This window comes from Serratia sp. CY56464 (assembly GCF_052168435.1).
Taxonomy (GTDB): Bacteria; Pseudomonadota; Gammaproteobacteria; order Enterobacterales; family Enterobacteriaceae; genus Serratia; species Serratia marcescens.
In genome coordinates this window covers 2,487,637-2,514,336 of record NZ_JBJNMV010000001.1, presented here as the reverse complement: position 1 = coordinate 2,514,336, position 26,700 = coordinate 2,487,637, and the positions used below count along the sequence as shown (strand labels likewise).

28 protein-coding genes and 1 riboswitch are annotated in these 26,700 nt (G+C 59.9%); of the genes, 3 read left to right on the top strand and 25 right to left on the bottom strand.

The annotated features are described in order from the left end of the window. Positions 1 to 69 precede the first annotated feature (69 nt). Positions 70 to 132: riboswitch (Fluoride riboswitch) on the bottom strand. Between the two features lie 83 nt (positions 133 to 215). Continuing rightward, positions 216 to 644 carry a GNAT family N-acetyltransferase gene (locus tag ACJ8KE_RS12280; protein ID WP_079449585.1) on the top strand — a complete coding sequence of 143 codons (429 nt, stop codon included), beginning with the start codon at positions 216 to 218 and terminating at the stop codon, positions 642 to 644. A 1-nt stretch (position 645) separates the two neighbouring features. On the opposite strand, the gene ACJ8KE_RS12275 is transcribed toward ACJ8KE_RS12280, so the two are convergent. Continuing rightward, on the bottom strand, positions 646 to 1,713 hold the full coding sequence (locus ACJ8KE_RS12275; RefSeq protein ID WP_079450890.1) for a diguanylate cyclase: 1,068 nt from the start codon (positions 1,711 to 1,713) through the stop codon (positions 646 to 648). A 218-nt stretch (positions 1,714 to 1,931) separates the two neighbouring features. Between ACJ8KE_RS12275 and tatA the strand changes: the two genes are divergently transcribed. Next, positions 1,932 to 2,147 (top strand): Sec-independent protein translocase subunit TatA, encoded by a 216-nt coding sequence (tatA, locus tag ACJ8KE_RS12270; RefSeq protein WP_016928779.1) that lies wholly within the window; start codon positions 1,932 to 1,934, stop codon positions 2,145 to 2,147. Between the two features lie 93 nt (positions 2,148 to 2,240). Here the strand turns inward: tatA and lipA are convergent, their stop codons facing one another. The 13 genes from lipA to leuS all read right to left on the bottom strand — a co-directional run bounded on the left by lipA (position 2,241) and on the right by leuS (position 15,742). After that, positions 2,241 to 3,206 (bottom strand): lipoyl synthase, encoded by a 966-nt coding sequence (gene lipA / locus ACJ8KE_RS12265; protein ID WP_004940018.1) that lies wholly within the window; start codon positions 3,204 to 3,206, stop codon positions 2,241 to 2,243. After that, positions 3,199 to 3,867 carry a lipoyl(octanoyl) transferase LipB gene (gene lipB / locus ACJ8KE_RS12260; RefSeq protein ID WP_015376934.1) on the bottom strand — a complete coding sequence of 223 codons (669 nt, stop codon included), beginning with the start codon at positions 3,865 to 3,867 and terminating at the stop codon, positions 3,199 to 3,201. Before lipB ends, lipA begins: the two co-directional genes overlap by 8 nt. A gap of 134 nt (positions 3,868 to 4,001) precedes the next feature. After that, on the bottom strand, positions 4,002 to 4,268 hold the full coding sequence (gene ybeD, locus ACJ8KE_RS12255) for a DUF493 family protein YbeD (protein WP_004940012.1): 267 nt from the start codon (positions 4,266 to 4,268) through the stop codon (positions 4,002 to 4,004). Between the two features lie 104 nt (positions 4,269 to 4,372). Beyond that, a complete protein-coding gene (gene dacA / locus ACJ8KE_RS12250; RefSeq protein ID WP_004940010.1) occupies positions 4,373 to 5,584 on the bottom strand; it encodes a D-alanyl-D-alanine carboxypeptidase DacA in 1,212 nt (403 codons plus the stop codon). Positions 5,585 to 5,764: 180 nt separating this feature from the next. After that, on the bottom strand, positions 5,765 to 6,850 hold the full coding sequence (rlpA, locus tag ACJ8KE_RS12245) for an endolytic peptidoglycan transglycosylase RlpA (RefSeq protein ID WP_089184324.1): 1,086 nt from the start codon (positions 6,848 to 6,850) through the stop codon (positions 5,765 to 5,767). A 10-nt stretch (positions 6,851 to 6,860) separates the two neighbouring features. Further along, entirely contained in the window at positions 6,861 to 7,973 is a 1,113-nt protein-coding gene (gene mrdB / locus ACJ8KE_RS12240) for a peptidoglycan glycosyltransferase MrdB (protein WP_004940006.1), read from the bottom strand. Between the two features lie 8 nt (positions 7,974 to 7,981). Further along, the gene (mrdA, locus tag ACJ8KE_RS12235) at positions 7,982 to 9,877 is read right to left on the bottom strand and encodes a peptidoglycan DD-transpeptidase MrdA (RefSeq protein WP_016928775.1); all 1,896 of its coding nucleotides are present in this window, start codon (positions 9,875 to 9,877) and stop codon (positions 7,982 to 7,984) included. A gap of 38 nt (positions 9,878 to 9,915) precedes the next feature. Next, the gene (gene rlmH / locus ACJ8KE_RS12230; protein WP_004940002.1) at positions 9,916 to 10,386 is read right to left on the bottom strand and encodes a 23S rRNA (pseudouridine(1915)-N(3))-methyltransferase RlmH; all 471 of its coding nucleotides are present in this window, start codon (positions 10,384 to 10,386) and stop codon (positions 9,916 to 9,918) included. A gap of 3 nt (positions 10,387 to 10,389) precedes the next feature. Then, positions 10,390 to 10,707, bottom strand: a complete 318-nt coding sequence (gene rsfS, locus ACJ8KE_RS12225) for a ribosome silencing factor (protein WP_016928774.1) — start codon at positions 10,705 to 10,707, stop codon at positions 10,390 to 10,392. Between the two features lie 194 nt (positions 10,708 to 10,901). Beyond that, complete coding sequence (gene nadD, locus ACJ8KE_RS12220) at positions 10,902 to 11,564, bottom strand: nicotinate-nucleotide adenylyltransferase (protein ID WP_306376650.1); 663 nt, start codon at positions 11,562 to 11,564, stop codon at positions 10,902 to 10,904. Continuing rightward, entirely contained in the window at positions 11,554 to 12,588 is a 1,035-nt protein-coding gene (gene holA, locus ACJ8KE_RS12215; protein WP_016928772.1) for a DNA polymerase III subunit delta, read from the bottom strand. Before holA ends, nadD begins: the two co-directional genes overlap by 11 nt. Then, on the bottom strand, positions 12,585 to 13,145 hold the full coding sequence (gene lptE / locus ACJ8KE_RS12210; RefSeq protein WP_016928771.1) for an LPS assembly lipoprotein LptE: 561 nt from the start codon (positions 13,143 to 13,145) through the stop codon (positions 12,585 to 12,587). The genes holA and lptE overlap by 4 nt, the downstream gene beginning before the upstream one ends. 14 nt (positions 13,146 to 13,159) lie before the next feature. After that, entirely contained in the window at positions 13,160 to 15,742 is a 2,583-nt protein-coding gene (gene leuS, locus ACJ8KE_RS12205) for a leucine--tRNA ligase (RefSeq protein ID WP_239441679.1), read from the bottom strand. A 287-nt stretch (positions 15,743 to 16,029) separates the two neighbouring features. Here leuS and ACJ8KE_RS12200 point away from each other — a divergent pair, with 287 nt between their 5' ends. After that, positions 16,030 to 16,512 carry a zinc ribbon-containing protein gene (locus ACJ8KE_RS12200; protein ID WP_004939988.1) on the top strand — a complete coding sequence of 161 codons (483 nt, stop codon included), beginning with the start codon at positions 16,030 to 16,032 and terminating at the stop codon, positions 16,510 to 16,512. A gap of 40 nt (positions 16,513 to 16,552) precedes the next feature. On the opposite strand, the gene ACJ8KE_RS12195 is transcribed toward ACJ8KE_RS12200, so the two are convergent. From ACJ8KE_RS12195 to ACJ8KE_RS12145, 11 genes are all read right to left on the bottom strand, one after another. Then, positions 16,553 to 17,257, bottom strand: a complete 705-nt coding sequence (locus tag ACJ8KE_RS12195; RefSeq protein ID WP_016928769.1) for an FMN-dependent NADH-azoreductase — start codon at positions 17,255 to 17,257, stop codon at positions 16,553 to 16,555. A gap of 148 nt (positions 17,258 to 17,405) precedes the next feature. Beyond that, a complete protein-coding gene (rihA, locus tag ACJ8KE_RS12190) occupies positions 17,406 to 18,338 on the bottom strand; it encodes a pyrimidine-specific ribonucleoside hydrolase RihA (protein WP_016928768.1) in 933 nt (310 codons plus the stop codon). 113 nt (positions 18,339 to 18,451) lie between these two features. Further along, positions 18,452 to 19,177: an amino acid ABC transporter ATP-binding protein gene (locus tag ACJ8KE_RS12185; RefSeq protein ID WP_004939983.1), complete on the bottom strand. Its 726-nt coding sequence runs from the start codon at positions 19,175 to 19,177 to the stop codon at positions 18,452 to 18,454. Then, on the bottom strand, positions 19,177 to 19,851 hold the full coding sequence (gene gltK, locus ACJ8KE_RS12180) for a glutamate/aspartate ABC transporter permease GltK (protein WP_261420007.1): 675 nt from the start codon (positions 19,849 to 19,851) through the stop codon (positions 19,177 to 19,179). The genes ACJ8KE_RS12185 and gltK overlap by 1 nt, the downstream gene beginning before the upstream one ends. After that, on the bottom strand, positions 19,851 to 20,591 hold the full coding sequence (locus tag ACJ8KE_RS12175) for an amino acid ABC transporter permease (protein WP_004939979.1): 741 nt from the start codon (positions 20,589 to 20,591) through the stop codon (positions 19,851 to 19,853). Before ACJ8KE_RS12175 ends, gltK begins: the two co-directional genes overlap by 1 nt. A 213-nt stretch (positions 20,592 to 20,804) precedes the next feature. Next, positions 20,805 to 21,701 carry an amino acid ABC transporter substrate-binding protein gene (locus ACJ8KE_RS12170; protein WP_004939976.1) on the bottom strand — a complete coding sequence of 299 codons (897 nt, stop codon included), beginning with the start codon at positions 21,699 to 21,701 and terminating at the stop codon, positions 20,805 to 20,807. A 394-nt stretch (positions 21,702 to 22,095) separates the two neighbouring features. After that, positions 22,096 to 23,625 carry an apolipoprotein N-acyltransferase gene (gene lnt / locus ACJ8KE_RS12165; protein ID WP_016928767.1) on the bottom strand — a complete coding sequence of 510 codons (1,530 nt, stop codon included), beginning with the start codon at positions 23,623 to 23,625 and terminating at the stop codon, positions 22,096 to 22,098. Positions 23,626 to 23,632: 7 nt separating this feature from the next. Continuing rightward, positions 23,633 to 24,511, bottom strand: coding sequence for a CNNM family magnesium/cobalt transport protein CorC (gene corC, locus ACJ8KE_RS12160; protein ID WP_004939973.1), 879 nt, complete (start codon positions 24,509 to 24,511; stop codon positions 23,633 to 23,635). Positions 24,512 to 24,596: 85 nt separating this feature from the next. Continuing rightward, positions 24,597 to 25,070 carry an rRNA maturation RNase YbeY gene (ybeY, locus tag ACJ8KE_RS12155; RefSeq protein WP_116403956.1) on the bottom strand — a complete coding sequence of 158 codons (474 nt, stop codon included), beginning with the start codon at positions 25,068 to 25,070 and terminating at the stop codon, positions 24,597 to 24,599. Next, positions 25,067 to 26,122, bottom strand: coding sequence for a PhoH family protein (locus ACJ8KE_RS12150; RefSeq protein ID WP_025301852.1), 1,056 nt, complete (start codon positions 26,120 to 26,122; stop codon positions 25,067 to 25,069). Before ACJ8KE_RS12150 ends, ybeY begins: the two co-directional genes overlap by 4 nt. 234 nt (positions 26,123 to 26,356) lie before the next feature. Further along, complete coding sequence (locus ACJ8KE_RS12145; protein ID WP_016928764.1) at positions 26,357 to 26,692, bottom strand: zinc ribbon domain-containing protein YjdM; 336 nt, start codon at positions 26,690 to 26,692, stop codon at positions 26,357 to 26,359. Positions 26,693 to 26,700: the final 8 nt, after the last annotated feature.

The window sequence follows — 26,700 nt, the reverse complement described above, 5'->3', positions numbered from 1 at the left end:
CCTTTCAATCAGAGAAATTCACGAGGCTCGGAAAGGGACAGGCGTAACGCTACGCGCCTCTCTCCGAGAGGTTACGTAGACATCATCAGCCTGTGAAGGCGGTTAGGGAGGAATGTCATCTCCAGCGTGCCGCACGGCCTTTTTCGCCGCACCCGGTGGATGTTACACCTAACGCCGCCTATTTTGTAGTATCGACACTCTGCGAGGTAAAACGGATGGAAATCAGAACGGCGCGTCTGAGCGACCGGCACGCTATCGCTGAATTAATGACGGCGCTGGATTATCCCGGCACCGAGGCGTTTCTGACGCAGCGAATGCAGCAATTGTTGGCGCATCCGGATGAGGCGCTGCTGGTGGCGGCGGACGGGGAGCAGGTGTTGGGCGTGTTGTCGCTGCATTTCCTGCCGCAGCTGGCGTTGGCCGGCGACATTGGCCGCATCAGCTATTTTTGCGTCGACGATCGGGCGCGCGGCGCGGGCGTAGGGCGGCGGCTGCTGGCGGCAGGCGAGGCGCTGGCGCACCGTCGCGGCTGCGATCGGCTGGAAGTCCATTGCCACAGCCGCCGCGAGCGGGCGCATGCTTTTTACCGGCGCGAAGGCTTTGTCGAAGCGCCGAAGTATTTTGCCAAGTTATTAAGTCAGTAAGTTACTCCCCTGGCGGCGCCGCCGTTTCCAGCCGGTTGCGGCCATTCTGCTTCGCCCGATAGAGCGCGCCGTCGGCCGCTTTCAGCCAGTCAAGATAGCCGCCCAGCGCGGGGTGGTAGTCAGCGATACCGGCGCTGATCTGCAGCCGCAGCTGCGGCGCCTCCTTGAAGCTGACCGCGTCCAGCCGCTGCTGGATGCGGCGCAGAACGATTCCCGCCTGTTCAGCGTTAGTGTTCGGCAGCACCGCGCCAAACTCGTCGCCGCCGTAGCGCCCGACGATATCCACGTTGCGCATGCCGATCAGCAACTCTTCCGCCAACGCCGCCAGGGCCTCATCCCCCAAAGCATGGCCGAAGGTGTCGTTGATGGTTTTGAAGCGATCGATATCCATCAGAATCAGCGTGGCGTTATCCTGGTAGCGGCGGCAACTGTCGAACTGGCGATGCAGCAGGTGCTCCCAGTGGCGGCGGTTATATAAGCCGGTCAGCCCATCGCGGGTGCTGATGCGTTGCAGCTCCTGTTTCTTTTCCGCCAGTCGTTTGGCGGTGCGGTAGGTCACCAGCCCAAGCAGCGTCGGATACAGGTAGATCATCGGCAGGCACAGATAGATTTGCAGCGCCGTGCTGTGCGGGTGAAACGGGAAGCCGAGCAGCGCGGCGGTGAGCATCGCCGTGGTCAGTTGAATGGCCAATCCTTTCACAAACAGCGCTTTGCCGGCCGAAGCGATGTTGTTCATGCTCATCATCGACAGGATGACGATGGCGGGCAGCGCGTTGAACGCCATCATCGCCGCCCAGAAGCCGCCGAAGGCGGAGTCGATCAAGAGGTTGCGGATCTCGGCTTTGAACGGTTCTTTGGCGCGGCAGGCCAGCCGATAGGCGAGATGCGGCCAGAGAAAGCCGTGAAAGGCCAGCAATAGCCAGACCGCCGTGGGCGGAGCCAAGGGGTAGAGCGCGGCGCAAACGCAGATAAAGCCGAGCCCCAGACCGGCGACGCGGGGCAGATAGGTGCGTTTGGCGAAGCTGAGGCCGGATTTTCGGGCATCGAAAATGGGTGGAGCAATATACATCCGGCATCTCCCTGATAGGCATCACGGCAGCGTAGCATGCGGGTGATAAAGTAAGAATAGTCTTGGATTCACACCGCGGGGGCGCGTGGCATTCCTGCGACGGATCTCACTCTGTTACATGTTGCGGTTGTGCGAGCCGAAGGAAAGTCGCTAAATATTCGCAGGCAAGGTCAGTTTTTCTCGCTGTTCACGCAGCGCTCTATGATAAGAAGGTGAGTATGGAAGGTATCAGCATTACCAAACTTCTGGTGATTGCGGTGTTGGTGATTTTACTGTTCGGCACCAGCAAACTGCGCACGCTCGGCGCCGATCTTGGCGCGGCGCTGAAAGGCTTTAAAAAAGCGGTGGGCGATGACAGCACGCCGCCGGCCGCCGGCAACAATGGCGCCGAGAGCCAGTCCGCTCAGCAGAGCGTCGAAAAGAAAGACGTTTAATTCCGTCTGATGGCGCGCAATAAAAAACGGATGCCTTGCGGACATCCGTTTTTTGGCGTTTCCGCCGTCTTTAGCGTAACAAACTATTACGCGTTATTTCACTTCCATCCCTTTGGCCTGCAGATCGGCGTGGTAAGACGAACGCACGAACGGGCCGCAGGCGGCATGGGTGAAGCCCATCGCCATCGCTTCTTCTTTCATCTCGTCAAACTCGGCCGGGCTGACGTAGCGCTGCACCGGTAGGTGGTGACGGCTCGGCTGTAGGTACTGGCCCAGCGTCAGCATGGTCACGCCGTGGCGACGCAGATCGCGCATCACTTCAATGATTTCCGCGTTGGTTTCGCCCAGGCCAACCATCAGGCCGGATTTGGTCGGGATATCCGGGTGCGCTTCTTTAAAGCGCTCCAGCAGCTTCAACGACCACTCGTAGTTGGCGCCCGGACGCACCTGGCGGTAGACGCGCGGCACGTTTTCCAGGTTGTGGTTGAACACGTCCGGCGGCGTGGCGGTGAGGATCTCCAGCGCGCGATCCATACGGCCGCGGAAGTCCGGAACCAGCGTTTCAATTTTGATGTTCGGGCTCTTGGCGCGGATGGCCGAGATGCAGTCGGCAAAGTGTTGAGCACCGCCGTCGCGCAGGTCGTCACGGTCAACCGAGGTGATCACCACGTAACGCAGCGCCATGTCGGCGATGGTTTGCGCCAGCTTTTCCGGCTCGTTGGCGTCTGGCGCGATCGGGCGGCCGTGGGCCACGTCGCAGAACGGGCAACGACGGGTGCAGATAGCACCGAGGATCATAAAGGTGGCGGTACCGTGGTTGAAACACTCGGACAGGTTAGGGCACGAAGCTTCCTCACAGACGGAGTGCAGACCGTTCTTGCGCATGGCGGCTTTGATGCCCTGAATGCGCGTTGAGTCGGCAGGCAGTTTGATCTTCATCCACTCGGGTTTACGCAACAGCTCCTGCCGTTCGGTGACCACCGTTTTGACCGGGATCAGCGCCATTTTGTCAGCATCGCGGTATTTGACGCCGCGTTCCATCTGAATTGGTTTACTCATAATCGTGCAGGTTCCAGTTACGAAGCTCGACCGTCTGGTAGCCGAGTAAATGAACAAATTCCTGTACCAGGATTGGGTGTATGTCTTCAATGCCAACGCCGGGCGCCAGCGCGCTGACCTGCGTCATCTGCATGCCGGCGTAACCGCAAGGGTTGATGCGTTGGAAGGGGCTGAGATCCATCGCCACATTCAGGGCCAGGCCGTGGAATGAGCTGCCTTTGCGGATCCGCAAACCCAACGAACAGATTTTCTGCTCCCCCACGTACACGCCGGGCGCATCCGGACGGGCGCGCGATGCGAGGCGGAAGTGGGCGAGGGTGTTGATAACCGTATCTTCTATCGCCGTGACCAATTGGCGTACGCCGACCTTGTTGCGCTTCAGATCGACCATCACGTACATCACCTGCTGGCCCGGCCCGTGGTAGGTCACCTGGCCGCCGCGATCGCTCTGGACAACCGGGATATCGCCGGGCATCAGCACGTGTTCGGCTTTGCCGGCCTGGCCCTGGGTGAATACCGGGTGATGCTGCACCAGCCACAGCTCGTCCGGCGTAGTCTCGGTACGACTGTCGGTGAAGTTATGCATGGCTTGGGATACAGGCGCGTAGGGCTGCAACCCCAGCTGACGCAAAATGATCTTGTCTGGTTGCAAAAGAGTCATCGTCAGGTTACAGAAGTGGTAAAGCCATTATACCGGGCGCTCCGGCTGGCGGCCAGCCTTTCGCTGACCAAAAATGCGCAACCCGGGAAGACGCTGCGCCATCCCGGGTTGATAAGCAGGGGTTTATGCTGGAATTACAGCACCATGCGAACAATTTCAATGTTGCCCAACTCTTCGTACAGGGTTTCGACCTGCTCGATGTGAGTGGCGTTGATGGTGATGGAAACCGAGTGGTAGTTGCCTTTGCTGCTCGGCTTAACCTGCGGGTTGTAATCGCCCGGCGCATGGCGCTGCACCACTTCAACTACCTGGTCAACCAGCTCAGGCTGCGCCAGGCCCATCACCTTGTAGGTAAACGAGCAAGGGAATTCGAGCAGTTCGTTCAGTTTAGTTTTTTGCATGTGCGTGCGCTCCAGAGTGCTAGCTAATCTATAAATTATAACTCCCGCCGGGGCGGGAGTTAATGTTATTCAGTATATGGGGGCAATTTCGCCCGTTTCAACCGTTAACCGAACCAGTGGTGGAACATCAGTTTGATGTAGTCCACGATGCGGCTGAAGAAACCGCCTTCTTTCACTTCGTTCATCACCACCAGCGGACGCTGGTCGATGGTTTTGCCGTCCAGCTGGAAGTTGATGCTGCCCACCACCTGGTTTTTCGCCAGCGGCGCGTGAATTTCCGGCGTGTTCAGCACATAGCTGGCCTTCAGATCTTTCATGCGGCCGCGCGGGATGGTCAGGTAGACGTCTTTATCCACGCCCAGCTCAACGCGGTCGGCATCGCCGAACCAGACCGGCTCGGAGGCGAACTCTTTACCGACTTTCAGCGGTGCCACGGTTTCGAAGAAGCGGAAGCCCCAGGTCAGCAGTTTCTTGCTCTCGGCTTCGCGGCCTTTGTAGGTGCGGCCGCCCATCACGGCGGAGATCAGACGCATCTGGCCTTCGGTCGCCGAAGCCACCAGGTTGTAACCCGCTGCGTCGGTATGACCGGTTTTGATGCCGTCGACGTTCAGGCTGTTATCCCACAGCAGACCATTACGGTTCATCTGGCGGATATTGTTGAAGGTGAACTCTTTTTCTTTATAGATCGCGTACTCTTCCGGCACGTCGCGGATCAGCGCCTGGCCGATCAGCGCCATGTCGCGCGCCGAACTGTACTGGCCCTGGGCATCCAGGCCGTGTACCGTCTGGAAGTGAGTGTTCTGCAGGCCCAGTTTGCTGACGTAGGTGTTCATCAGGTTAACGAATGCGTCCTGGCTGCCGGCGACGTAGTCGGCCATCGCCACGCAGGCGTCGTTACCGGACTGCAGGTTGATGCCGCGGGTCAGTTTGGAGACCGGCACGCGATCGCCCGGCTTCAGGAACATCAGCGAGGAGCCTTTGAACACCGGGTTGCCGGTCGCCCAGGCGTCCTGGCCGACGGTCACCAGATCGTCCTGGCCGATTTTACCCGCTTTCAGCGCCTGGCCGATGACGTAGCTGGTCATCATTTTGGTCAAGCTGGCCGGATCGCGACGCGCATCGGCGTTCATCTCGGCCAGCACCTTGCCGGAGTTGTAATCAATCAGGATGTACGCTTCCGCATCGATCTGCGGGACACCTGGGATCATGGTTTTGATGTTAACGTCATCGGCGTGCGCAACGGAGGCTGCGCTCATTGCGATAACGGTGCCGAGGGCGATGCTTTTGATTAAGCGAAAAGAAGTTACTTGTTTCATGATCGGGACTACAACATCCGTGAAAGTAAAGTTAAAAAACGAGCCACACTATAGCAGATGCGATCCCGGCAGGCATTACCCATTCATCTGACTAATTGCGGTTAGTGCCCTTTTAGCTGCAAGAAAATGTTTCAGCTAAATAACCGCTTATCGGCCGTGAATGCCCGCCGGGCTTAACGCTCAGGGTGCAGCAGTAACGAAAGACTGTTGTTGCGCTTCGCTCGCCAGGCGTTGCTGCAGCTGAGCCGCCTGCTGACGGCTGCTGAACGGGCCGAGCTGAACGCGATAAACGTTGCCGTTGGCCGCTACTTTGCCCGGGACGCCAAACTGTTGGCTCAGGCTCTGTTGCCAGCTCTGGGCGCGTTCGGCGCTGCTCAGCGCGCCGACCTGCACCACATAGCCGCCGGAAGAGGCGGCGGCAGCCGTACCGACAGCCGCTGCGCCGGCCGCGACCGGTGCGGCCACTGCTGCGACTTCAGGTTCGGAACCTTCCAGCACGCCGGCCGGTAATGCGCTTGGCGCGCCGAGGAAACCGCTGCGGCCGTTGGCGGCATTGCCGCCGGCAGCAGGGGCGCTGTTGTCGTCGGTGCGCAGGGTGCTGTTATCGATCGGGCGCACCGCCGCGCCGCTGGCGATCGGCGCCTCCTGTTGAATAGGGGTGCCCATGCCGCTGGAGCCGAGATCCGGGCGCGCCGGCAGGGCGTAGCTCTGTTTCGCCACGATGGTGCCGATGGTGCCGGGGCCGCTCAGCGTGCCATCCGGCGCCACGTTGATGAAATCGACTTTGACCTTGGTGTTGTTGGACAGGTTGAGGCGATCGGCGGCGGCTTTCGACAGATCGATGATGCGGCCCTTGGTGTATGGCCCGCGATCGTTGACGCGCACCACCAACTGACGGCCGTTGGCCAGGTTGGTGACGCGCACATAGCTTGGGATCGGCAGCGTTGGGTGCGCCGCCGTCAGGCCGTTGGGGTCAAACTGCTCGCCCAGCGCCGTGGTGTTGCCGTTGGCCTCTTCGCCATACCAGGCCGCCAGGCCGGTCTGCGAGAAGTTCTGCGGATCTTTTACGATGCGGTAAGTATCGCCATTAACCTTATAATCCTGCATGTTATTAGGGTTATAGGGTTCATATTGAGGCTCGACGCCGCCGATTTCCACCACCGGGCCGTTGTACGGCTGCGGAGGGGCTTGCTGTTCCGTGGTCGGGGCGGTACAGGCAGAGAGCAACACCGCCGCGACGCCGATCCAAAGCCATTCCTTACGCATTACTCACCTCTTATAAACTTTTAGACAGCATTTTCCGATGCGTGTGGATCGACATGATGATGCCGAAACCGGCCATCAACACTATCAGCGCCGAACCCCCGTAACTGACCAGAGGCAAAGGTACGCCAACTACCGGCAAAATGCCACTGACCATACCGATGTTAACAAACACATAAACGAACAAAATCAGCATCAAGCCGCCGACCATCACGCGGCCGAAGGTGGTTTGCGCCTTGGCGGCGATCATCAGCCCGCGAATGATCACCAGCAGGTAGAGCGCCAGCAGCACCAACACCCCGATCAGCCCCAGCTCTTCGGCCAATACGGCGAAGATAAAGTCGGTATGGCGCTCCGGCAGGAACTCCAGCTGCGACTGGGTGCCGTGCAGCCAGCCCTTGCCGGACAGGCCGCCGGAGCCGATGGCGATCTTGGATTGAATGATGTGATAACCGGCGCCGAGCGGATCGCTTTCCGGATCGAGCAGCATCATCACGCGGTCGCGTTGATAACCGTGCATCAGGAAGAACCACAGCACCGGGATAAAGGCCGCCAGCGCGACGGCGGCGACGGCGATCAGTTTCCAGCTCATGCCCGACAGGAACAGCACGAACAGGCCGGAGGCGGCGATCAGGATCGAGGTGCCGAGATCCGGCTGCGCGGCCACCAGCAGCGTCGGCAGGAAGATCAGCACCAGCGCGATGGCGGTGTTTTTCAGCGAAGGCGGGCAAACGTCGCGGTTCATAAAGCGCGCCACCATCAGCGGCACGGCGATCTTGGCGATTTCCGACGGCTGGAAGCGCACCACGCCGAGATCCAGCCAGCGCTGCGCGCCTTTACTGATCTGGCCGAAGGCGTCCACCAGGATCAGCAAAATCACGCAGAAAATATACAGATAGGGCGCCCAGCTTTCGTAGACGCGCGGCGGGATTTGCGCCATGACGGCCATCACGATCAGCCCCATGACGATCTGCCCGATCTTGCGCTCCATCATGCCGATGTCCTGGCCGCTGGCGCTCCACATCACGAAGGCGCTGTAGACCAGCAGGGCCAGGATCAGCAGCAGGAACGTCGGATCGATGTGGATTTTGGTCCAGATCGAGCCTTTTTGTTGGCTTTCAGTCATGTTCTACCTTAGTCACCTTCTACGCCAGGCGGCAGCGGGGCCTCGCTTGGCAATTGCGTATTGTTGTCGCCCAGCAGAATATGGTCGAGGATCTGGCGGGTGATGGTGCCCACCGCCGGACCGGAGCCGCCGTTTTCCAGAATGATGGCGACCGACACCGTCGGGTTGTTGAACGGCGCGAAGGCGGTCATCAGCTTGTGATCGCGCAGGTGCTCCGCCAGTTTGTGGGCGTTGTAGGTTTCGTAGCCGAATACCTGTGCGGTACCCGATTTCGCCGCGGCTTTATAAGGTGCGTCCGCAAAGTACTTGCGCGCCGTCCCGTTCGGACGGTTGGCCACACCATACATGCCGTCTTTGGCGATTTCCCAGAAGCCGGAGTGAATATCGCCGATTTGCGTGCTCTCTTCCTGTTTGAACGGCACCAGCGCGCCGTTGACGCGGGTGCTCTGCAGCAGGTGCGGCGTTTTGACGGTGCCGTCGTTGATCAGGGTGTTCAGCGCTTTGGCCATCTGGATCGGCGTGGCGGTCCAGTAACCCTGGCCGATGCCCACCGGAATGGTGTCGCCCTGATACCACGGCTTTTTATAGCGTTTCAGCTTCCACTCGCGCGTCGGCATCAGGCCGGATCGTTCTTCGGACAGATCGATGCCGGTGTACTGGCCGTAACCGAATTTGGTCAGCCAGCTCGACAGCCGATCGATCCCCATGTCATAGGCGACCTGATAGAAGTAGGTATCCGCGGATTCTTCCAGCGCTTTGGTGACGTTCAGGCGGCCGTGGCCCCATTTTTTCCAGTCGCGGAAGCGTTTTTCCGAGCCGGGCAGTTGCCACCAGCCGGGATCGAACACCACGGTGTTTTTGGTGATCACCCCGGCGCTCAGCGCCGACACCGCGATGTAAGGCTTCACCGTTGACGCGGGCGGATAGACCCCCTGCGTAGCGCGGTTGATCAGTGGGCGATTCGGATCGTTCAGCAGGCCCTGATAGTCCTTGCTGGAAATGCCGTCCACGAACAGGTTCGGGTCGTAACTCGGATTGGACACCATCGCCAGGATGGCGCCGGTGCGCGGATCGCTCACCACCACCGCGGCGCGGCTGCCGACCAGCAGCTGCTCGATATAGCGCTGCAGATCAAGATCGAGCGTCAGGTAAACGTCCTGACCGGCGGAAGGCGGTTGCTCGTGCAATTGGCGGATCACCCGGCCGCGGTTGTTGACCTCGACCTCTTCATAGCCTGTTTTGCCGTGCAGCGTGTCTTCGTAATAGCGTTCGATGCCCAGCTTGCCGATATCGTGGGTGGCGGCGTAGTTGGCCAGCTTGCCGTCTTTGTCCAAACGTTCGACGTCGCGGTCGTTGATCTTCGACACATAGCCGGTGACGTGGGTGAGGGCGGAACCATAGGGGTAGTAGCGGCGTTGATAGCCTTTCACTTCCACGCCGGGGAAGCGGAACTGATTGACCGCAAAGCGGGCGACCTGCACCTCGGTTAGCGCGGTTTTCACCGGAATGGAGACGAAACGGCGTGAGCGCTTGCGCTCTTTTTCGAAATTGGCGATGTCGTCGTCGGTCAGATCGACCACCGTGCGCAGCGCCTGTAGCGTGGCTTTGAGATCGTCGACCTTCTCCGGCATCAGCTCCAGCTGATAAATGGTGCGGTTGAGCGCCAGCGGGGTGCCGTTGCGATCGTAGATAATGCCTCGGCTGGGCGCGATGGGCACCAGCTTGATGCGGTTTTCGTTGGAGCGGGTGCGGTAATCCTCGACGCGGACCACTTGCAGATTATACAGGTTGGCGATCAGGATGCCGGACAGCACCAGGATGACCAGGAACGCCACCAGGGCGCGGCGTACAAACAGGGCGGATTCAGCCGTATAGTCGCGAAAAGGGTTACGTTCTATTTTCATCCCGCTGCTTTATTTCACTCTGTCACGGTCACCACCGGCTATTCCCGGTGGTAAGGATGATTTGTTGTAATACTCCAGGCGCGGTAGAGGCTTTCGGCCACCAGGACGCGCACCAAAGGATGCGGCAGCGTCAACGGAGAAAGCGACCAGCTCTGCTCGGCAGCGGCTTTGCAGGCGGGCGCCAGCCCTTCCGGGCCGCCGATCAGCAAGCTGACGTTGCGGCCATCCTGCTTCCAGCGCTCAAGCTGCTGCGCCAGCTGCGGCGTTTCCCACGGCGTGCCTGGGATATCCAGCGTAACGATGCGGTTGCCTTTGCCCACCGCCGCCAGCATCTGTTCGCCTTCCTTGTCCAGAATGCGCTTGATGTCGGCGTTTTTGCCGCGTTTGCCCGCCGGGATCTCGGTCAGCTCAAACGGCATATCTTTGGGAAAGCGGTGCAGGTAATCCATAAAGCCGGTTTGCACCCAGTCTGGCATTTTGGTGCCGACCGCCACCAATTGCAGTTTCACCGCTTAGCTCCAGAGTTTTTCCAGCTCGTACAGGCGACGGCTTTCTTCCTGCATCACGTGCACGATCACTTCGCCCAGATCGACCACGATCCAGTCGGAGGCTTCCTGGCCTTTCATGCCGTACAGCTCCATGCCCGCGGCGCGGGATTCCTGCACCACGTGGCTGGCGATCGACATCACGTGGCGCGTCGAGGTGCCGGTGCAGATGATCATGCAATCGGTGATGCTGGATTTGCCCTGAACGTCCAGAGCGATAATGTCTTGGCCTTTCAGATCATCGATTTTATCGATGACGAAATCTTGGAGCGCTTTACCTTGCAAAGGTTCCCCCTCGGGTGTGTTCTGTTCAGTCGGCTGCGGCGGGCAAAATGCGCGCGCCGCGGCGTAACCGGATAATGGTTTCGGCAGGCTGCCGCTGAAAGCCAGCTAACTGGTGACTGCCCGGCCAGCTAAGGTTTCCGGGGTTTTCAGCGGATACCTGAAAAATAGCGGCGCAGTATATCACGCACCTTTCGCTAGCGATATAAACCCTGCAACTCGATATAGCGCTGCACCGGGCGCGGCAGCAGGTCGTCGCAGTTGAGGCCCTGATGGCGACGCTGGCGGATCTCGGTGGCGGAAATTTCCAGCTCCGGCGTATCGGCCAAATAGATGCGGCCGTGCGGGCGACGGCTGAGCAGCGCCGGGTCGGCGGTGCGATGGCGTTCCAGCCACTGCTGCAGTTCCGGCGTGTCCATGCGATCGTTATAGCCCGGGCGCGCCAGCACCAGCAGGTGGCAGACGTCCAACAGCGCCTGCCAGCGGTGCCACTTATGCAGCGTCAGCAGCGAGTCCTGGCCAATAATAAACGCCAGCGGCTGGGCGGCGCCACGCTCTTTACGAATCGTTTCCAACGTCTCGATGGTGTAGGAGGGGGTGGTGCGGTGCAGTTCGCGATCGTCGACCGCAAACAGCGGATTGCCGGCGATCGCCAGCTCGACCATCTTCAGGCGCTGCTGCGCATTGGCCTCCGGCTGCGGGCGGTGCGGCGGCACGTGGTTAGGCAGCAGCGTGACGCGATTCAGGCCCACTTCGGCGGCCAGCGCCTCCACCGGCCGCAGGTGGCCGTAGTGGATCGGGTCAAAGGTGCCGCCGAACAGCGCGTGCAATACGGTGGGGTGTTCCGGATTAGTGGGCATCGCTAAAACTCGTGGCCAGGGGTTTGCCGCACAGCAGCATCGACAGGGTTTCCAGTTCCGGCCAGACCGACTGACCATAGTCCTGCTTGAGCGTCAGCTCGATTTGCGTCAGCAGCTGCACCGCCTGCTGCAGCTGGGGGCCGGACAGGCGTTGCAACGCCTGGGTCACCAGCGGGCGGCGGTTCTGCCAGACCTTATGCTGGTCGAACAGCGTGCGCAGCGGCGCGGAAGCCATGCGGCGCTGCAGCGTCAGCAACAGCAGCAGTTCGCGCTGCAGGGTGCGCAGCAGGATCACCGGCTCGACATCCTCTTGCTGCAGCTGCTGCAAGATATGCCAGGCGCGCTTGCTCTTGCCGGCCAGCAAGGCGTCCAGCCAGTGGAACGGCGTGAAGTGGGCGGCGTCGTTCACCGCCTGCTCGACGCGCGGCAGGGTGAGCTTGCCGTCCGGGTGCAGCAGGGACAGCCGCTCCAGTGCTTGCGACAGCGCCAGCAGGTTGCCTTCGTAGCAGTAGCACAGTAACTGGTTGGCGGCGTCGTCCAACTCCAGCTTCATCGCCTTGGCGCGTGCGGCGACCCAGCGCGGCAGCTGCGCCTGTTCCGGCGTCTGGCAGCTGACGAGAGCGCCGTGCGGGCTGAGCGCCTTGAACCAGGCGCTGTTTTCCTGCGCTTTGGTGAGGCGCGGGCCGCGCAGGATCAGCAGAATATCCTCGTGCAGCAGCGTGGCCAGCTTGGTCAGCTGTTCGCCGATCGGCGCCGTCGGGCCGTTTTCCGGGAAGATCAGCAGCAGCGTCTGGCGGCTGGCGAACAGGCTCATCGCCTGGCAGATGCCGAAGATGGCGTCCCAGTCGGTATGGGCGTCGAGGGAAATGCTGTAGTGCTCGCTGAACTGCTGCTGTTGCGCAGCCTGCCGGAGCAGATCCTGGCTTTCCTGCAGCAGCAGCGGTTCATTGCCGCTCAATAAATAACAAGCGCGCAGCCCCTCTCGGAGCTGCGCGGCAAGTTGTTCCGGATAAATACGGATCATTGTGCGGTTTGGCTTGCCGCTCGTTCGCCGGCGGCAGCGGCTTTCTGCCGGTTCTCTTCTTCCGCCGCATGCACGGTCAGCAGTTTGCGCACCAGCTGTTGCGCCGCCTGCTCACGCATTTCCTGGCGAATGATCTCCTGCTCGGAGTCTTTGGCCAGCGCGGTCAGCGGGTTGTCGAAGAACGAACGGAACACTTTCACCGACAGCGGATACAGGTCGTGGCCCGGGAGCAGCACCTGCGCCTGCACGGTCAGCACCAGCTGGTACTCGGCGGTTTTACCGTCCTGGAAGATCGAGGCGGTATCCTGGCTTTCCGTCGCGCCGATGATGCGCAGGGAAGGCACGTCTTTACGCTTCGGATCGCTGACGATGGTCACGTCGTTCAGACGCAACTGCTCACGCACCGCGCGCGTCAACGGACCATAAGGGTCGGCGCTGTCGAGGATCAGCGTTTTCATTTCATTAGGCACCTGCGTGGTGCCACGCAGGTGAAAACCGCAGCCGGCGGTGACCAGCACCGCCAACCCCAGCAACAGCGTCAGAATACGTTGTCGCACAACTCCTCCTTGTGTTAACCCACAACCAGGTTAAGCAGTTTGCCCGGAACGTAGATCACTTTACGAATCGTGACGCCGTCCAGATATTTAGCCACCAGATGCTCTTCGGCAGCGCGTGCGCGCACTTGCTCTTCGGTCGCATCGGCAGATACGGTGATTTTAGCGCGAACCTTGCCGTTCACCTGCACCACCACCAGCTTGGAGTCCTCGACCATCGCCTGATCGTCGGCAACCGGCCATGGCGCGGTGTCCACGTCGCCTTCGCCACCCAACGCCTGCCACAGGGTGAAGCACACGTGCGGGGTGAACGGATACAGCATGCGAACCACGGCCAGCAGCGCTTCCTGCAGCAGCGCGCGATCCTGCTCGCTCTCCTGCGGCGCGCGGGCCAGCTTGTTCATCAGCTCCATCACGGCGGCGATCGCGGTGTTGAAGGTCTGACGGCGGCCGATATCGTCGGTCACCTTGGCGATGGTTTTGTGCAGATCGCGGCGCAGCGCTTTCTGATCTTCGTTCAGCGCCGCCACGTCCAGCGGCTGCACCGCGCCTTTTTCCACGTGATCGTAGGCCAGTTTCCACACGCGTTTCAGGAAGCGGTTAGCCCCTTCCACGCCGGATTCCTGCCACTCCAGCGTCATTTCTGCCGGTGAAGCGAACATCATGAACAGACGCACGGTGTCCGCGCCGTATTTTTCCACCATCTCCTGCGGGTCGATGCCGTTGTTCTTCGACTTCGACATTTTGCTCATGCCAGCATAGACCAGTTCACGGCCTTGCGGATCGGTGGCTTTAATGATGCGGCCTTTGTCGTCGCGCTCGACGGTGGCGTCAACCGGGGATACCCAGACGCGTTCGCCGCTGTTGCCGGTGTAGTAGAAGGCGTCGGCCAGCACCATGCCCTGACACAGCAGGCGCTTGGCCGGCTCGTCGGAATCCACCAGGCCCGCATCGCGCATCAGCTTGTGGAAGAAGCGGAAGTACATCAGGTGCATGATGGCGTGTTCGATGCCGCCGATATATTGATCGACCGGCAGCCAGTAGTTGGCGGCGGCCGGATCCAGCATGCCCTGGTCATACTGCGGGCAGGTGTAGCGCGCGTAGTACCAGGAAGACTCCATAAAGGTGTCGAAAGTGTCGGTTTCGCGCAGCGCCGGCTGGCCGTCGACGGTGGTCTTCGCCCACTCAGGGTCGGCCTTGATCGGGCTGGTGATGCCGTCCATGACCACGTCTTCCGGCAGGATCACCGGCAGTTGGTCTTCCGGCGTCGGCATCACGGTGCCGTCTTCCAGCGTCACCATCGGGATTGGCGCGCCCCAGTAACGCTGGCGGGAAACGCCCCAGTCGCGCAGACGGTAGTTGACCTTGCGTTGGCCGACGCCTTTGGCGACCAGTTTGTCGGCGATGGCGTTGAAGCCGGCTTCATTGTCCAGACCGTCGAACTCGCCGGAGTTGAACAGCGCGCCTTTGTCGGTCATCGCTTCGGCGCTTACGTCAGGCTGGCTGCCGTCGAGGTTCAGGATCACCGGTTTGATCGGCAAATCATATTTGGTGGCGAATTCCCAGTCGCGCTGGTCGTGCGCCGGTACCGCCATCACGGCGCCGGTGCCGTATTCCATCAGCACGAAGTTGGCGACCCACACCGGCAGCTTCTCGCCGCTCAGCGGGTGGACAACGAACAGGCCGGTCGGCATGCCTTTCTTCTCCATCGTTGCCATTTCGGCTTCGGCAACTTTGGTGTTGCGGCATTCGTCGATGAACTCGGTCAGCGCCGGATTATTGCGCGCGCCCTGTTGCGCCAGCGGGTGGCCCGCGGCGACCGCCACGTAGGTGGCGCCCATGAAGGTGTCCGGGCGGGTGGTGTAAACCGTCAACTTCTCTTCGCTGTCCGCCACGTCGAAGGTGATTTCCACGCCTTCGGAGCGGCCAATCCAGTTGCGCTGCATGGTTTTCACCTGCTCCGGCCAGCTTTCCAGCGTGTCCAGATCGTTCAGCAGCTGATCGGCGTAAGCGGTGATTTTGATGAACCACTGCGGGATCTCTTTACGCTCGACCTTGGTGTCGCAGCGCCAGCAGCAGCCGTCGATAACCTGTTCGTTGGCCAGCACGGTCAGATCGTGCGGACACCAGTTCACCGCCGAAGTCTTCTTGTAGACCAGGCCTTTTTCATACAGTTTGGTGAAGAACCACTGTTCCCAGCGATAGTATTCCGGCTGGCAGGTGGCGATTTCGCGATCCCAGTCGTAGCCGAAGCCCAGCAGTTTCAACTGGTTCTTCATGTATTCGATGTTGTCGTAGGTCCACGGGGCCGGCGCGGTGTTGTTTTTCACCGCCGCGCCTTCCGCCGGCAGGCCGAACGCATCCCAGCCGATCGGCTGCAGTACGTTTTTGCCCAGCATGCGCTGATAGCGCGAGATCACGTCGCCGATAGTGTAGTTACGAACGTGGCCCATGTGCAGTCGGCCGGACGGGTAAGGCAGCATGGATAGGCAGTAGTACTTTTCCTTGCTGTCGTCTTCGGTAACTTTGAAAGTCTGCTTCTCTTGCCAGTGAAGCTGTACGTTCGATTCTATGTCTTCTGGACGGTATTGCTCTTGCATGGCGGCCGGTGGTCCTGTAGGTGTAAACCGTTGCCCCGGTCAGAGGCAACGCAATGAACATTTAGTATTCGTAGATCCGCATAGCATAGCTGATAAGACCTCCCGGCAACAACTCCAAGCGCCTGACTCGGCGCATTTAAAAAAAACGCCGTCATGACGCGGCTCACAACCTGCGGATCCCGCGTCTTGCCAAGTGGCATCAGTCATTTACGGCTAAAATAAGAACAAGTAGCTTAGGGGGGGATCCCTACAGCCAAGTCCGGCGCAGCGTTTATCGAGGAGAGTCTATGAACAAGGTTGCTCAGTATTACCGCGAATTGGTGGCATCGTTGAGCGAACGCCTGAAAAACGGCGAACGCGATATCGATGAACTGGTGGCCAGCGCGGAGCGGCGCTTGAACGAGGCCGAAGATTTGACCCGCGACGAAGTGCGGCAGGTGACGCAGGCGGTGCGGCGCGATCTGGAAGAGTTCGCGCGCAGCTATCAGGAGAGCCGGGACGAGTTTACCGACAGCGTGTTTATGCGCGTGATCAAAGAGAGCCTGTGGCAGGAACTGGCGGATATCACCGACAAAACCCAGCTGGAGTGGCGCGAGGTATTCAAGGATGTCAGCCACCACGGCGTTTACCACAGCGGTGAAGTGGTGGGGCTGGGCAACCTGGTGTGCGAGCAGTGTCACTACCATCTGGCGTTTTACACGCCGGAGGTGCTGCCGCTCTGCCCGAAATGCGGTCACGACCAGTTCCAGCGCCGGCCGTTTGAACCGTGATGACGTTCCCCGGCAGGGCGGGGAACGCTAAGGCCGGCGTTTAACGGAACAGTTTCTTCAGCAGATTGCTCAGGAAACCGCCGCTGACGGTTGCCGGGGCAACTTCCGCCTGCGCCGGTGCGCTGGCCGGTACGGCGACGCCGGCCGGGATTTTCTGCGCGATCGCGATGCGGCTGTCCTGGGCGGCTTTCTCCGCCGCTTCCGGGCCGTAGGCGAAGCCTTCCGCCAGCACGAATTCAACGTCGGTGATGCCGATAAAGCCCAGGAACAACTTCACGTACGGCGTGATCAGATCCGTCGGCGTGTCGGCGTGGACGCCGCCGCGGCTGGAGATGACGATCGCTTTCTTGCCCGTCACCAGCCCTTCGGCGCCGGCGGAGGTATAGCGGAACGTCTGGCCGGCGCGGGCGATAAGATCGAAGTAGATCTTCAGCTGCGTCGGGATGTTGAAGTTGTACATCGGGGCGCTGATAATCAGCGTGTCGTGCGACTTCAGCTCGGCAATCAGCTCATCGGACAGCGCCAGGGTGCTTTGCTGATGCGGCGTCAGCGGTTTGTCGCCGGCGGTAAAGCCTGCCATCACTTCACCATCCAGCTCCGGCAGCGTTGGGTTGGCCAAATCGCGCACGGTGAACGTGTCTTCAGGGTGAGTTTCACGCCATTGTTCAACAAAAAAATCGACTAATTTTCCAGACTGGGAATATTCACCCAGAATGCTTGATTTCAGGACCAGTACGCGGCTCATTGGCTTATCTCCAGGCGAAGGCTAATCGGTAACGATGTCAGTCGGTGTAAACGCATGGTAGAGGCAAGCCATGAACAGTGATAGCGCAAAAATTCGCTGAGTTAAATCAAAAAAGTTGAATAAGGGGCGCGAGCGCGCCCCGATAGGATCAATAACGCGCTACGCGCTCGGCCAGCAGATCGATAAAGCCCTCGCGGTTGATGCCGGTCAACACTTCCACGTTGGCCGCGTTGCCGGTTTGCTGGAAATAGTCCACCACCGTCATGCCGACGGTGTAGTCCCCTTTGGTTTCCACGCCGACCCAGCGTTCTACGCCGGTGAACAGCTGCGGCGCCAGCAGCCAGGCGATGGTGCAGGGATCGTGCATCGCTGCGCCGGGCAGGCCGCGCGGATGGCTGAGGTACAGCGGCAGGTAAAAATCGAGCATCTCCGCAACCGCCTGCGCGACCGGATTGTCTATCTGGCGAATGCGCTCGATATCCTGCGGCAACACCAGCGCCTGATGGGTGACGTTCAGCCCGGCCATGGTCAGCGGCACCCCGGATTTCAGCACCATTTCGGCGGCTTCGGGATCGACGAAGATGTTGAACTCCGCCACCGGCGTGGTATTGCCGGCGTTCATGCCGCCGCCCATGAATACGATGCGCTCGATGCGGCTTTTCAGCTCGGCGTGCTGGGCCAGCAGCAGGGCGATGTTGGTCATCGGGCCGGTCACCACCAGGGTGATCGGCTGCGGGCTGGCGCGCAGCAGGTCGGCGATCAGCTCAACGGCGCCGCGGGGATCGGGTTTGAGGGTCGGCGTCGGCAGGTGGGTGTTGCCCATGCCGGTTTTGCCGTGGACATAGTCGGCGATCACCAGCTCGCGCATCAGCGGGCCGCCGGCGCCGGCGGCAACCGGGATGTCCTCGCGCTGCATCAGGGTCAGCAGGCCCAGCGCGTTATGCAGGGTTTTCTCCGGCGTCTGGTTGCCGGCGGAGGTGGTAATGGCTTTGACGTCCAGCTCCGGCGAACGCAGCGCCATGGCCAGCGCGATGGCGTCGTCGAGGCCGGGATCGCAATCGATGATAATAGGGCGGGGCATGTTCTTTCTCCTCTGTTTGTTATCCGGCGAGCATCGGATCAAAACCGGGGAGAAACAAGCGCTTTTAGTGCCGGGAGAAAAGATGCGCCCCTGGCGGGGCGCATCGAGAGAGTTTAGTGCAGGATCTTGGCCAGGAAGTCCTTGGCGCGATCGGACTCGGGGTTGTTGAAGAAATCGTCTTTGTTGCGGTCTTCGACGATTTTGCCTTCGTCCATAAAGATCACCCGATTCGCCACCTTGCGGGCGAAGCCCATTTCGTGGGTCACCACCATCATGGTCATGCCTTCGTTCGCCAGCTCGACCATCACGTCCAGCACTTCGTTGATCATTTCCGGATCGAGCGCCGAGGTCGGTTCGTCGAACAGCATGGCGATCGGATCCATGCACAGCGCGCGGGCGATGGCGACGCGCTGTTGCTGGCCGCCGGAGAGCTGACCGGGGAACTTGTTGGCATGGGCGGACAGGCCGACGCGTTCCAGCAGCTTCAGGCCCTTCTCGCGTGAGGCGGTCTTATCGCGCTTGAGCACTTTCACCTGCGCCAGCGTCAGGTTGTCGATGATAGACAGGTGCGGGAACAGCTCAAAGTGTTGGAACACCATGCCGACTTTGGCACGCAGCTGCGCCAGGTTGGTTTTCTTGTCGTTGACCGGCGTGCCGTTCACCAGGATGCTTCCCTGCTGGATCGGCTCGAGGCCGTTGACGGTTTTGATCAGGGTGGACTTGCCGGAACCTGAAGGACCGCAGACGACGACCACTTCGCCTTTTTTCACTTCGGTGGTGCAATCGGTCAACACTTGGAAGTGACCGTACCACTTGGAAACATTTTTCAGGGATATCATCAAACAGTCCTTTTCTTCAAATAGCTTACCAGCGCCGAGGCGGCGAGGCTGATAACAAAATAGACAAAACCGGCGAACAGGATCATTTCAACCTGGGTGCCGTCGCGTTCGCCAATGGTCGACGCGGTGCGGAAGAAGTCGGCCAGGCTCAGTACGTAAACCAGCGAGGTATCCTGGAACAGTACGATGCCCTGAGTCAGCAGCAGCGGCACCATGGCGCGGAACGCCTGCGGCAGGATCACCAGCCGCATGGACTGCCAGTGGGTCATGCCCAGCGCCAGCGCGGCGGAGGATTGGCCGCGCGAGATGCTGATGATACCGGCGCGGATGATTTCCGAATAATAGGCCGCTTCAAACAGGGAAAAGGCTACCATAGCCGAGATCAGGCGAATATCGGTTTTCGGCGACAGCCCTAGAACCTGTTGTAATAAGCTTGGAACCACCAGATAGAACCACAGCAGCACCATCACCAACGGCACCGAGCGGAACAGGTTGACGTACAGGGTGGCGAACCAGCTTATCGGTTTGAACGGCGACAGACGCATGACCGCCAACACGGTGCCCCACAGGATGCCGAGCACGATGGCGGTCACGGTGATCTTCAGCGTGATCACCATGCCTTGCAGCAGATAAGGGAAGCTTGGGACGATCGACGCCCAGTCAAATTCGTACATTATTTACTCCCCAGGTTGCCAGGCAACTGCACTTTCTTTTCGACCAGACGCATAAACAGCATGATAACGGCGTTGATGCCGATATAAGCCAGCGTGATGGCGGTAAAGGATTCATAGGCGTGTGCGGAGTAATCCAACAGCTTACCGGCCTGCGCGGCCATGTCCACCAGCCCGATGGTGGAGGCAATGGCGGAGTTTTTGACCAGGTTGAGCATTTCCGAGGTCATCGGCGGCACGATCACCCGGTAGGCGTTCGGCAGCAGCACGTAGCGGTAGGTTTGCGGCAGCGTCAGGCCCATCGCCAACCCGGCGGCTTTCTGGCCGCGCGGCAGGGACTGAATGGCGGCGCGCACCTGTTCGCAAACGCGGGCGGCGGTAAACAGCCCCAGGCAGAGCATGGAAGAGACGAAGAACTGCACGTTGGGATCCAGCTCGGTTTTGAACCAGGTGCCGATATTGGCCGGCAGCAGCTCGGGGATCACCAGATACCAGGTAAAGAATTGCACGATCAGCGGCACGTTGCGGAACAGTTCGACGTAACAGGTGCCGAGGGTGGAAAGAAAGCGGTTGGGCACGGTACGCAAGATACCGAACAGTGAACCGACGAAGAAAGCGATAATCCAGGCACAGACGGAGAGGGCCACCGTGACCTGAAAGCCGGACCAGATCCAGCCGAGGTAAGTGGTGTTCCCAAACGGGGCCTGCTGCAGGAAGATACCCCAGTTCCAATCTATTGACATAACAAACTCCGATAAACGGGCGCAGGGCGCCGAAGATTGATGACTTGATGAGCGCCGATCGCCGCGCGGCCAGTCTGGCTGGCTTGTTGTGTACGGGTGTCGGTGATGCGCCTTGGGGAAAATGAGGGAGGGGAACGGCCCCCCTCATTCCTGTCTGTCCCAGTCATCAACTGGGCCGGTTTGGCCTGGCGGCCGCCCCGGCTTTTGTTCTATTTAGTTCAACGCTTTGTCGTTAGGCTCTTTGAACAGCTGCTTCATGTCGTCCGACAGTTCGAAGTTCATGTTGAGGTTTTTCGGTGGAATAGGCTGCTTGAACCATTTCTCAAACCACTTGGCCGCTTCACCGGAAGTTTGCGCCTGGGCGATGGTGTCATCGACCAGCTTTTTAAACTCAGGATCGTCTTTGCGCAGCATGCAGCCGTAGGCTTCTTTCGACTGCGGCGTGCCGATGATTTCCCACTGATCCGGTTTCTTGGCCTTGGCGCGTTCGCCCGCCAGCAGGGCGTCGTCCATCATGAAGGCCACCGCGCGGCCGCTTTCCAGGGTACGGAAGGAGTCGCCGTGGTCTTTGGCGCTGATGATGCGCATGTTCATTTTGTCGCTGTCGTTCAGTTTGTTCAGCAGCACTTCGGAGGTGGTGCCGGAGGTGACCACCACCGGTTTGCCGGCCAGGTCCTTAAAGTCTTTGATGTCGGATCCTTTTTTCACCAGCAAGCGGGTGCCGACCACGAAAATGGTGTCGGAGAAGGCGGCCTGTTTCTGGCGCTCGAGGTTATTGGTGGTGGAGCCGCACTCGAAATCATAGGTGCCGTTTTGCAGCAGCGGGATGCGGTTCTGCGAGGTAATCGGCAGCATTTTCACCTGCAGATTCGGCGCATTCAGCTTTTTCTTAACGGCTTCAACGATTTGGTTGGAGTAGTCCTGAGAGTAGCCCACAACTTTTTGTTGGTTGTCGTAGTAGGAGAACGGCACTGACGATTCGCGGTGGCCGACAACGATCACGCCATTGTCTTTGATTTTCTTCAGCGTACCGGTCAGGTCTTCCGCATGCGCCACGCTACCTGCCGCACCGAGCAGCAGTAACGATAACGCCAATTTACGCATTTGCATGGTCCAACTCCTTTGCTGTTGTTGTGGCTCTGACTAAAGAGCGTCAGGTTAAATCGACTGTTTATTGCTCAAGTTATAAAGATAGTCTTATGAACTGAACGCTGTTAAAAAATAACCGATTGTGAACACATTGAAACTAAAATGTTTCATTTTTTGAGACGCCGCGCGCACCAAATCAATGCAACAAAACGTCGGCGCCCCCGCGTGGTGCGCTTAATGCACCCAAAATGTGCGCAGGTGCGACAAAACGTCAGCAAAAGTAAACCGGCGCGCGTTGTCGCCATAGATAAAAGCAAGGAGTGTGCCAGCCGCGTTGATTTAACGACGTTTTCTGACTGAGGTGGGGATATTGACGGGAACGCGGGGCGCGGCGGGCGCGCCCCGGCGAAGAGGATTATTTGCGGCGCAAGCCCAACATCAGCGCCCAGCCGCCCAGCAGCAGGGTAATCACCCACAGCGGTGTGGCGCCGAAGCGCGCATAAGGCGTGACGCCGGTGGTCGGCGTGACCTTCACTTCGAGCACCTGGCGGGTAAACTGCGGGATCTCGGCGATCACCTCGCCGTTCGCATCCACTGCGGCGGTAACGCCGTTATTGGTGCTGCGCAGCAGCGGCCGGCCGAGCTCCAGCGCCCGCATGCGCGCCATCTGGAAGTGCTGCCACGGGCCGATGGAGTGACCGAACCAGGCATCGTTGGAGATGGTCAGCAGGAAGTTGGTGTCCGGGCGGAAGTTATCGCGCACCTGCTGGCCCAGCACGATTTCGTAACAGATAGCCGCCGTCAGGTTGTAGCCGCGTACGCTGAGCTGCGGCTGCACGTAGTCGCCGCGGCTGAAACCGGACATCGGCAGATTGAAGAACGGCGCGATAGGGCGCAACAGTTCACCCAGCGGCACGAACTCGCCGAACGGCACCAGGTGGTGCTTGTTGTAGCGATCCTTGGCCGGGTAGCTGTACGGCGTCGGTTCGCCCAGCACGATGGCGCTGTTGTATTCCTGCACGCCTTGTGGGGTGGCGCGCGCATCGACGATCCCCGTGATCAGGCTGCTGTTCTTCGCCCGCATCAGGTCATCCATCATGGTCAGGAAGCCGTTCTGACGCGGCTCGAAGTCAGGGATGGCGGACTCCGGCCAGATGATGATCGGCGCTTTGCCCATGTAGGGGCGGGTTTCGTCCAGATAGGTTTGCAGCGTGCTGAGCAGAATGCTCGGATCCCACTTCATCGACTGGGGAATGTTGCCTTGCACCATGGCGACGTTCACCGCTTTCTCCGGCTGCGGGGTAAACCACTGCAGCTGGCGCAGCGGCCACGGCAACAGCAGCAGCGCGGCGGCAATCACGGCTGCCGAGAGACGGCGCTGATTGACGGCGTACACCAGCAGGCCGGCGATGGCCATCAGCACAAAGGTGATGGCGTCGACGCCCAGCAGTGGCGCGATGCCCTTCAGCGGGCCATTGATCTGGCTGTAGCCGAACTGCAGCCACGGGAAGCCGGTCAGCACCCAGCCGCGCAGGAATTCGGTCACCTGCCACAGCGCCGGCGCGGCGATGGCCAGCCGCCACCAGCGGGTGGCCGGCCACAAGCGCGTCAACAGCCCGGCGAACAGCCCGGTATACAGCGACAGGTAAGCGGCGAGCAGTACCACCAGGAAGACGTTGACGGCGAAGGGCATGCCGCCGAAATCGGCGATGCTGACATACACCCAGTTGATGCCGCTGCCGAACAGCCCGAAGCCCCAGACAAAGCCGAGCAGGGCGGACTGTTTGGTGGTGCGATTGAGGGTAACGGCCAGCAGGCCGAACAGGGAAACGATGGCCGCGGGCCAGAAGTCGTAGGGCGAGAACGCCAGCGTCCCGCCGGCACCTGACAACAGCGCCAGCAGGGCGCGAACCCGCTGGCGTTCAAGTAATGAGGCTTTAGCCATGTTGGATTTAATCTTCCAGTTTCGGTGGTGGAGAATCGTCCGGAATTTTTACATGAACCTGGATGATACGTCGACTGTCGGCCATGGCAACTTTAAATAGGTAACCTTCGATTTCAATGGTTTCCCCGCGCGCCGGCAGGTGGCCGAAGGCCTGCATCACCAGACCGCCGATGGTATCGACCTCGTCGTCGCTGAAGTGGGTGCCGAAGGCTTCGTTGAAGTCTTCGATCGGCGCCAGCGCGCGCACGGTGTACATGTGGCGGCTGAGCTGACGGATATCCAGATCGTCTTCGTCGTCGTATTCGTCTTCGATCTCGCCGACGATCAGTTCCAGGATATCTTCGATGGTGACTAGGCCGGACACGCCGCCGAATTCGTCAATGACAATCGCCATGTGATAGCGCTGGGAGCGGAACTCTTTCAGCATCCGGTCGACGCGCTTGCTTTCCGGCACCACCACTGCGGTGCGCAGCACCTTGTCGATGCTGAACGGCTCGGAGTCTGCGCGCATGAACGGCAGCAGATCCTTGGCCATCAGGATGCCTTCGATGTGATCTTTGTCTTCGCTGATCACCGGGAAGCGCGAGTGTGCGGAGTCGATAATCACGTCCAGGCACTCTTCCAGCGTCTGGTTGCGCTTGAGCGTCACCATCTGGGAGCGGGGGATCATGATGTCGCGCACGCGCTGTTCGGCGATATCCATCACGCCTTCCAGCATGTCGCGGGTATCGGGATCGATCAGGTCGTTTTGTTCGGAATCGCGGATCAGCTCGACCAGATCGCCACGGTTTTTGGGCTCGCCGTGGAACAGCTGGTTAAGGATAAGAGTAAAGAACCCCTTCTTGGGACTGGGGCTGTCATTGCTTTGTGAATGGTCGTCGCTCATGGCGTTTTAGTTACTGTCACTCATGTCAGAGTTAAGGGGCGTCAGCGACAGCCCCGCAAAGGGGCTGTAGGGTAAACGGCTGACGTCAGACGGGGTCTTTTTCCGCCAGGTACGGATCAGGATAGCCCAGCCCGTGCATGATTTCGGTTTCCAAAGACTCCATTTCTTCGGCTTCATCGTCTTCGATGTGGTCATACCCTAGCAGATGGAGGCTGCCGTGGACAACCATATGCGCCCAGTGGGCTTCCAGCGTTTTGCCTTGCTCAATCGCTTCCTGCTCAACCACCTGACGGCAGATGATCAGATCGCCGAGCAGCGGCAGCTCGATGCCCGGCGGGGCTTCGAACGGGAAAGAGAGCACGTTGGTCGGCTTGTCTTTGCCGCGGTAGATCAGGTTCAGCTCGTGGCTTTCCGCTTCGTCCACCAGACGCACGGTCACCTCGGCCTCTTCCTGAAATTGCGGCAGCACGCCTTCCAGCCAGCGTTGGAAGGTGGCCTCATCCGGCAGGCCGTCGCTGCTTTCACAGGCAATCTGCAAATCCAAAATCACCTGGCTCATGGTGTCTCCTGCTCGGAGGCGGCGAGCGCCTCGCGCTTACGTTGTTCGGCAATCGCGTCTTTGCGTTTCTGTTCGGCCGCTTCCCAGGCCTCATAGGCGATGACCACGCGGGCCACCACCGGGTGGCGCACTACGTCTTCGCTGTGGAAGAAGTTGAAGCTCAGCTCCTCCACGTCCGACAGCACTTCCACCGCGTGGCGCAGGCCGGATTTCTGGTTGCGCGGCAGGTCGATCTGGGTGACGTCGCCGGTGATGACCGCCTTCGAGTTGAAGCCGATGCGCGTCAGGAACATCTTCATCTGCTCGATGGTGGTGTTCTGGCTCTCATCCAGGATGATAAAGGCGTCGTTCAGCGTGCGGCCGCGCATATAGGCCAGCGGCGCGACTTCGATCACGTTGCGCTCAATGAGCTTCTCCACGCGCTCGAAGCCCAGCATTTCGAACAGGGCGTCGTACAACGGGCGCAGATAAGGATCGACCTTCTGGCTCAGATCGCCCGGCAGGAAGCCCAGCTTTTCGCCGGCTTCGACCGCGGGGCGGGTCAGCAGTATGCGGCGAATTTCCTGGCGTTCCAGCGCATCCACCGCAGCGGCGACCGCCAGGTAGGTTTTGCCGGTGCCCGCCGGGCCGATGCCGAAGGTGATGTCGTGATCGAGAATGTTGGCGATGTACTGCGCCTGGTTAGGCGTGCGCGGTTTCACCATGCCGCGCTTGGTTTTAATGGTGACCGCCTTGCCGTAATCCGGCACGCTGTCGGCCACCTGTTCCAGCACCCGGCTCTCTTTGATCGCCAGATGGATTTGCTCCGGATCGATATCCGGGATCACGCCGCGAATCGGCGCGGTATCCACGTAAAGATGGCGCAGGATATCGGCGGCGGCGACCACGCACAGGTTCTTGCCGACCAGCTTGAAACGGTTGTCGCGGCGATTGATTTCGATGCCCAATCGGCGCTCGAGTTGTTTGATGTTGTCATCAAACGGGCCGCACAGGCTGAGCAAACGCTTGTTGTCTGCGGGCTCTAACAAAATTTCTTGTGTTGCGACGTTCAAACTATTCCTCTAGGTCACATCGGGCCTGGTTGATGTCACATAGCGCGTCCGGGACGCGCGCGTTCAGGGCGAGCCTGAATACTCTCTTTCTTGAATTATTCATGGTGCGCCGCAACGGCGCAAGTTTACCGCTGATCTATCTGTGCGCCGTCGGCGGAATTCAAGGGAAGATCAGGAAAAAACGCGGCGGGGCGCAAAGCCCGCCGCGTCATCACAGGACGAGACCGCTGGGAATCAGTTCTTTTTCACGAATTCGGACTTCAGTTTCATCGGGCCGAAACCGTCGATTTTGCAGTCGATGTTGTGATCGCCTTCCACCAGACGAATGTTTTTCACCTTGGTGCCGATCTTCAGCATCGAGGAGCTGCCTTTGACCTTCAGGTCTTTGACCACGGTGACCGCATCGCCGTCCGCCAGCAGGTTGCCGTTGGCGTCTTTGACGATCAGCGCATCCTGATCTTCCGCCGGGGCGCTGTCGCTCCACTCGTGGGCGCACTCAGGGCAGATGAACAGGGCATTGTCCTGGTAGGTGTATTCGGAGTTGCACTTCGGGCAGTGTGGGAGTTGCATGTTATGTC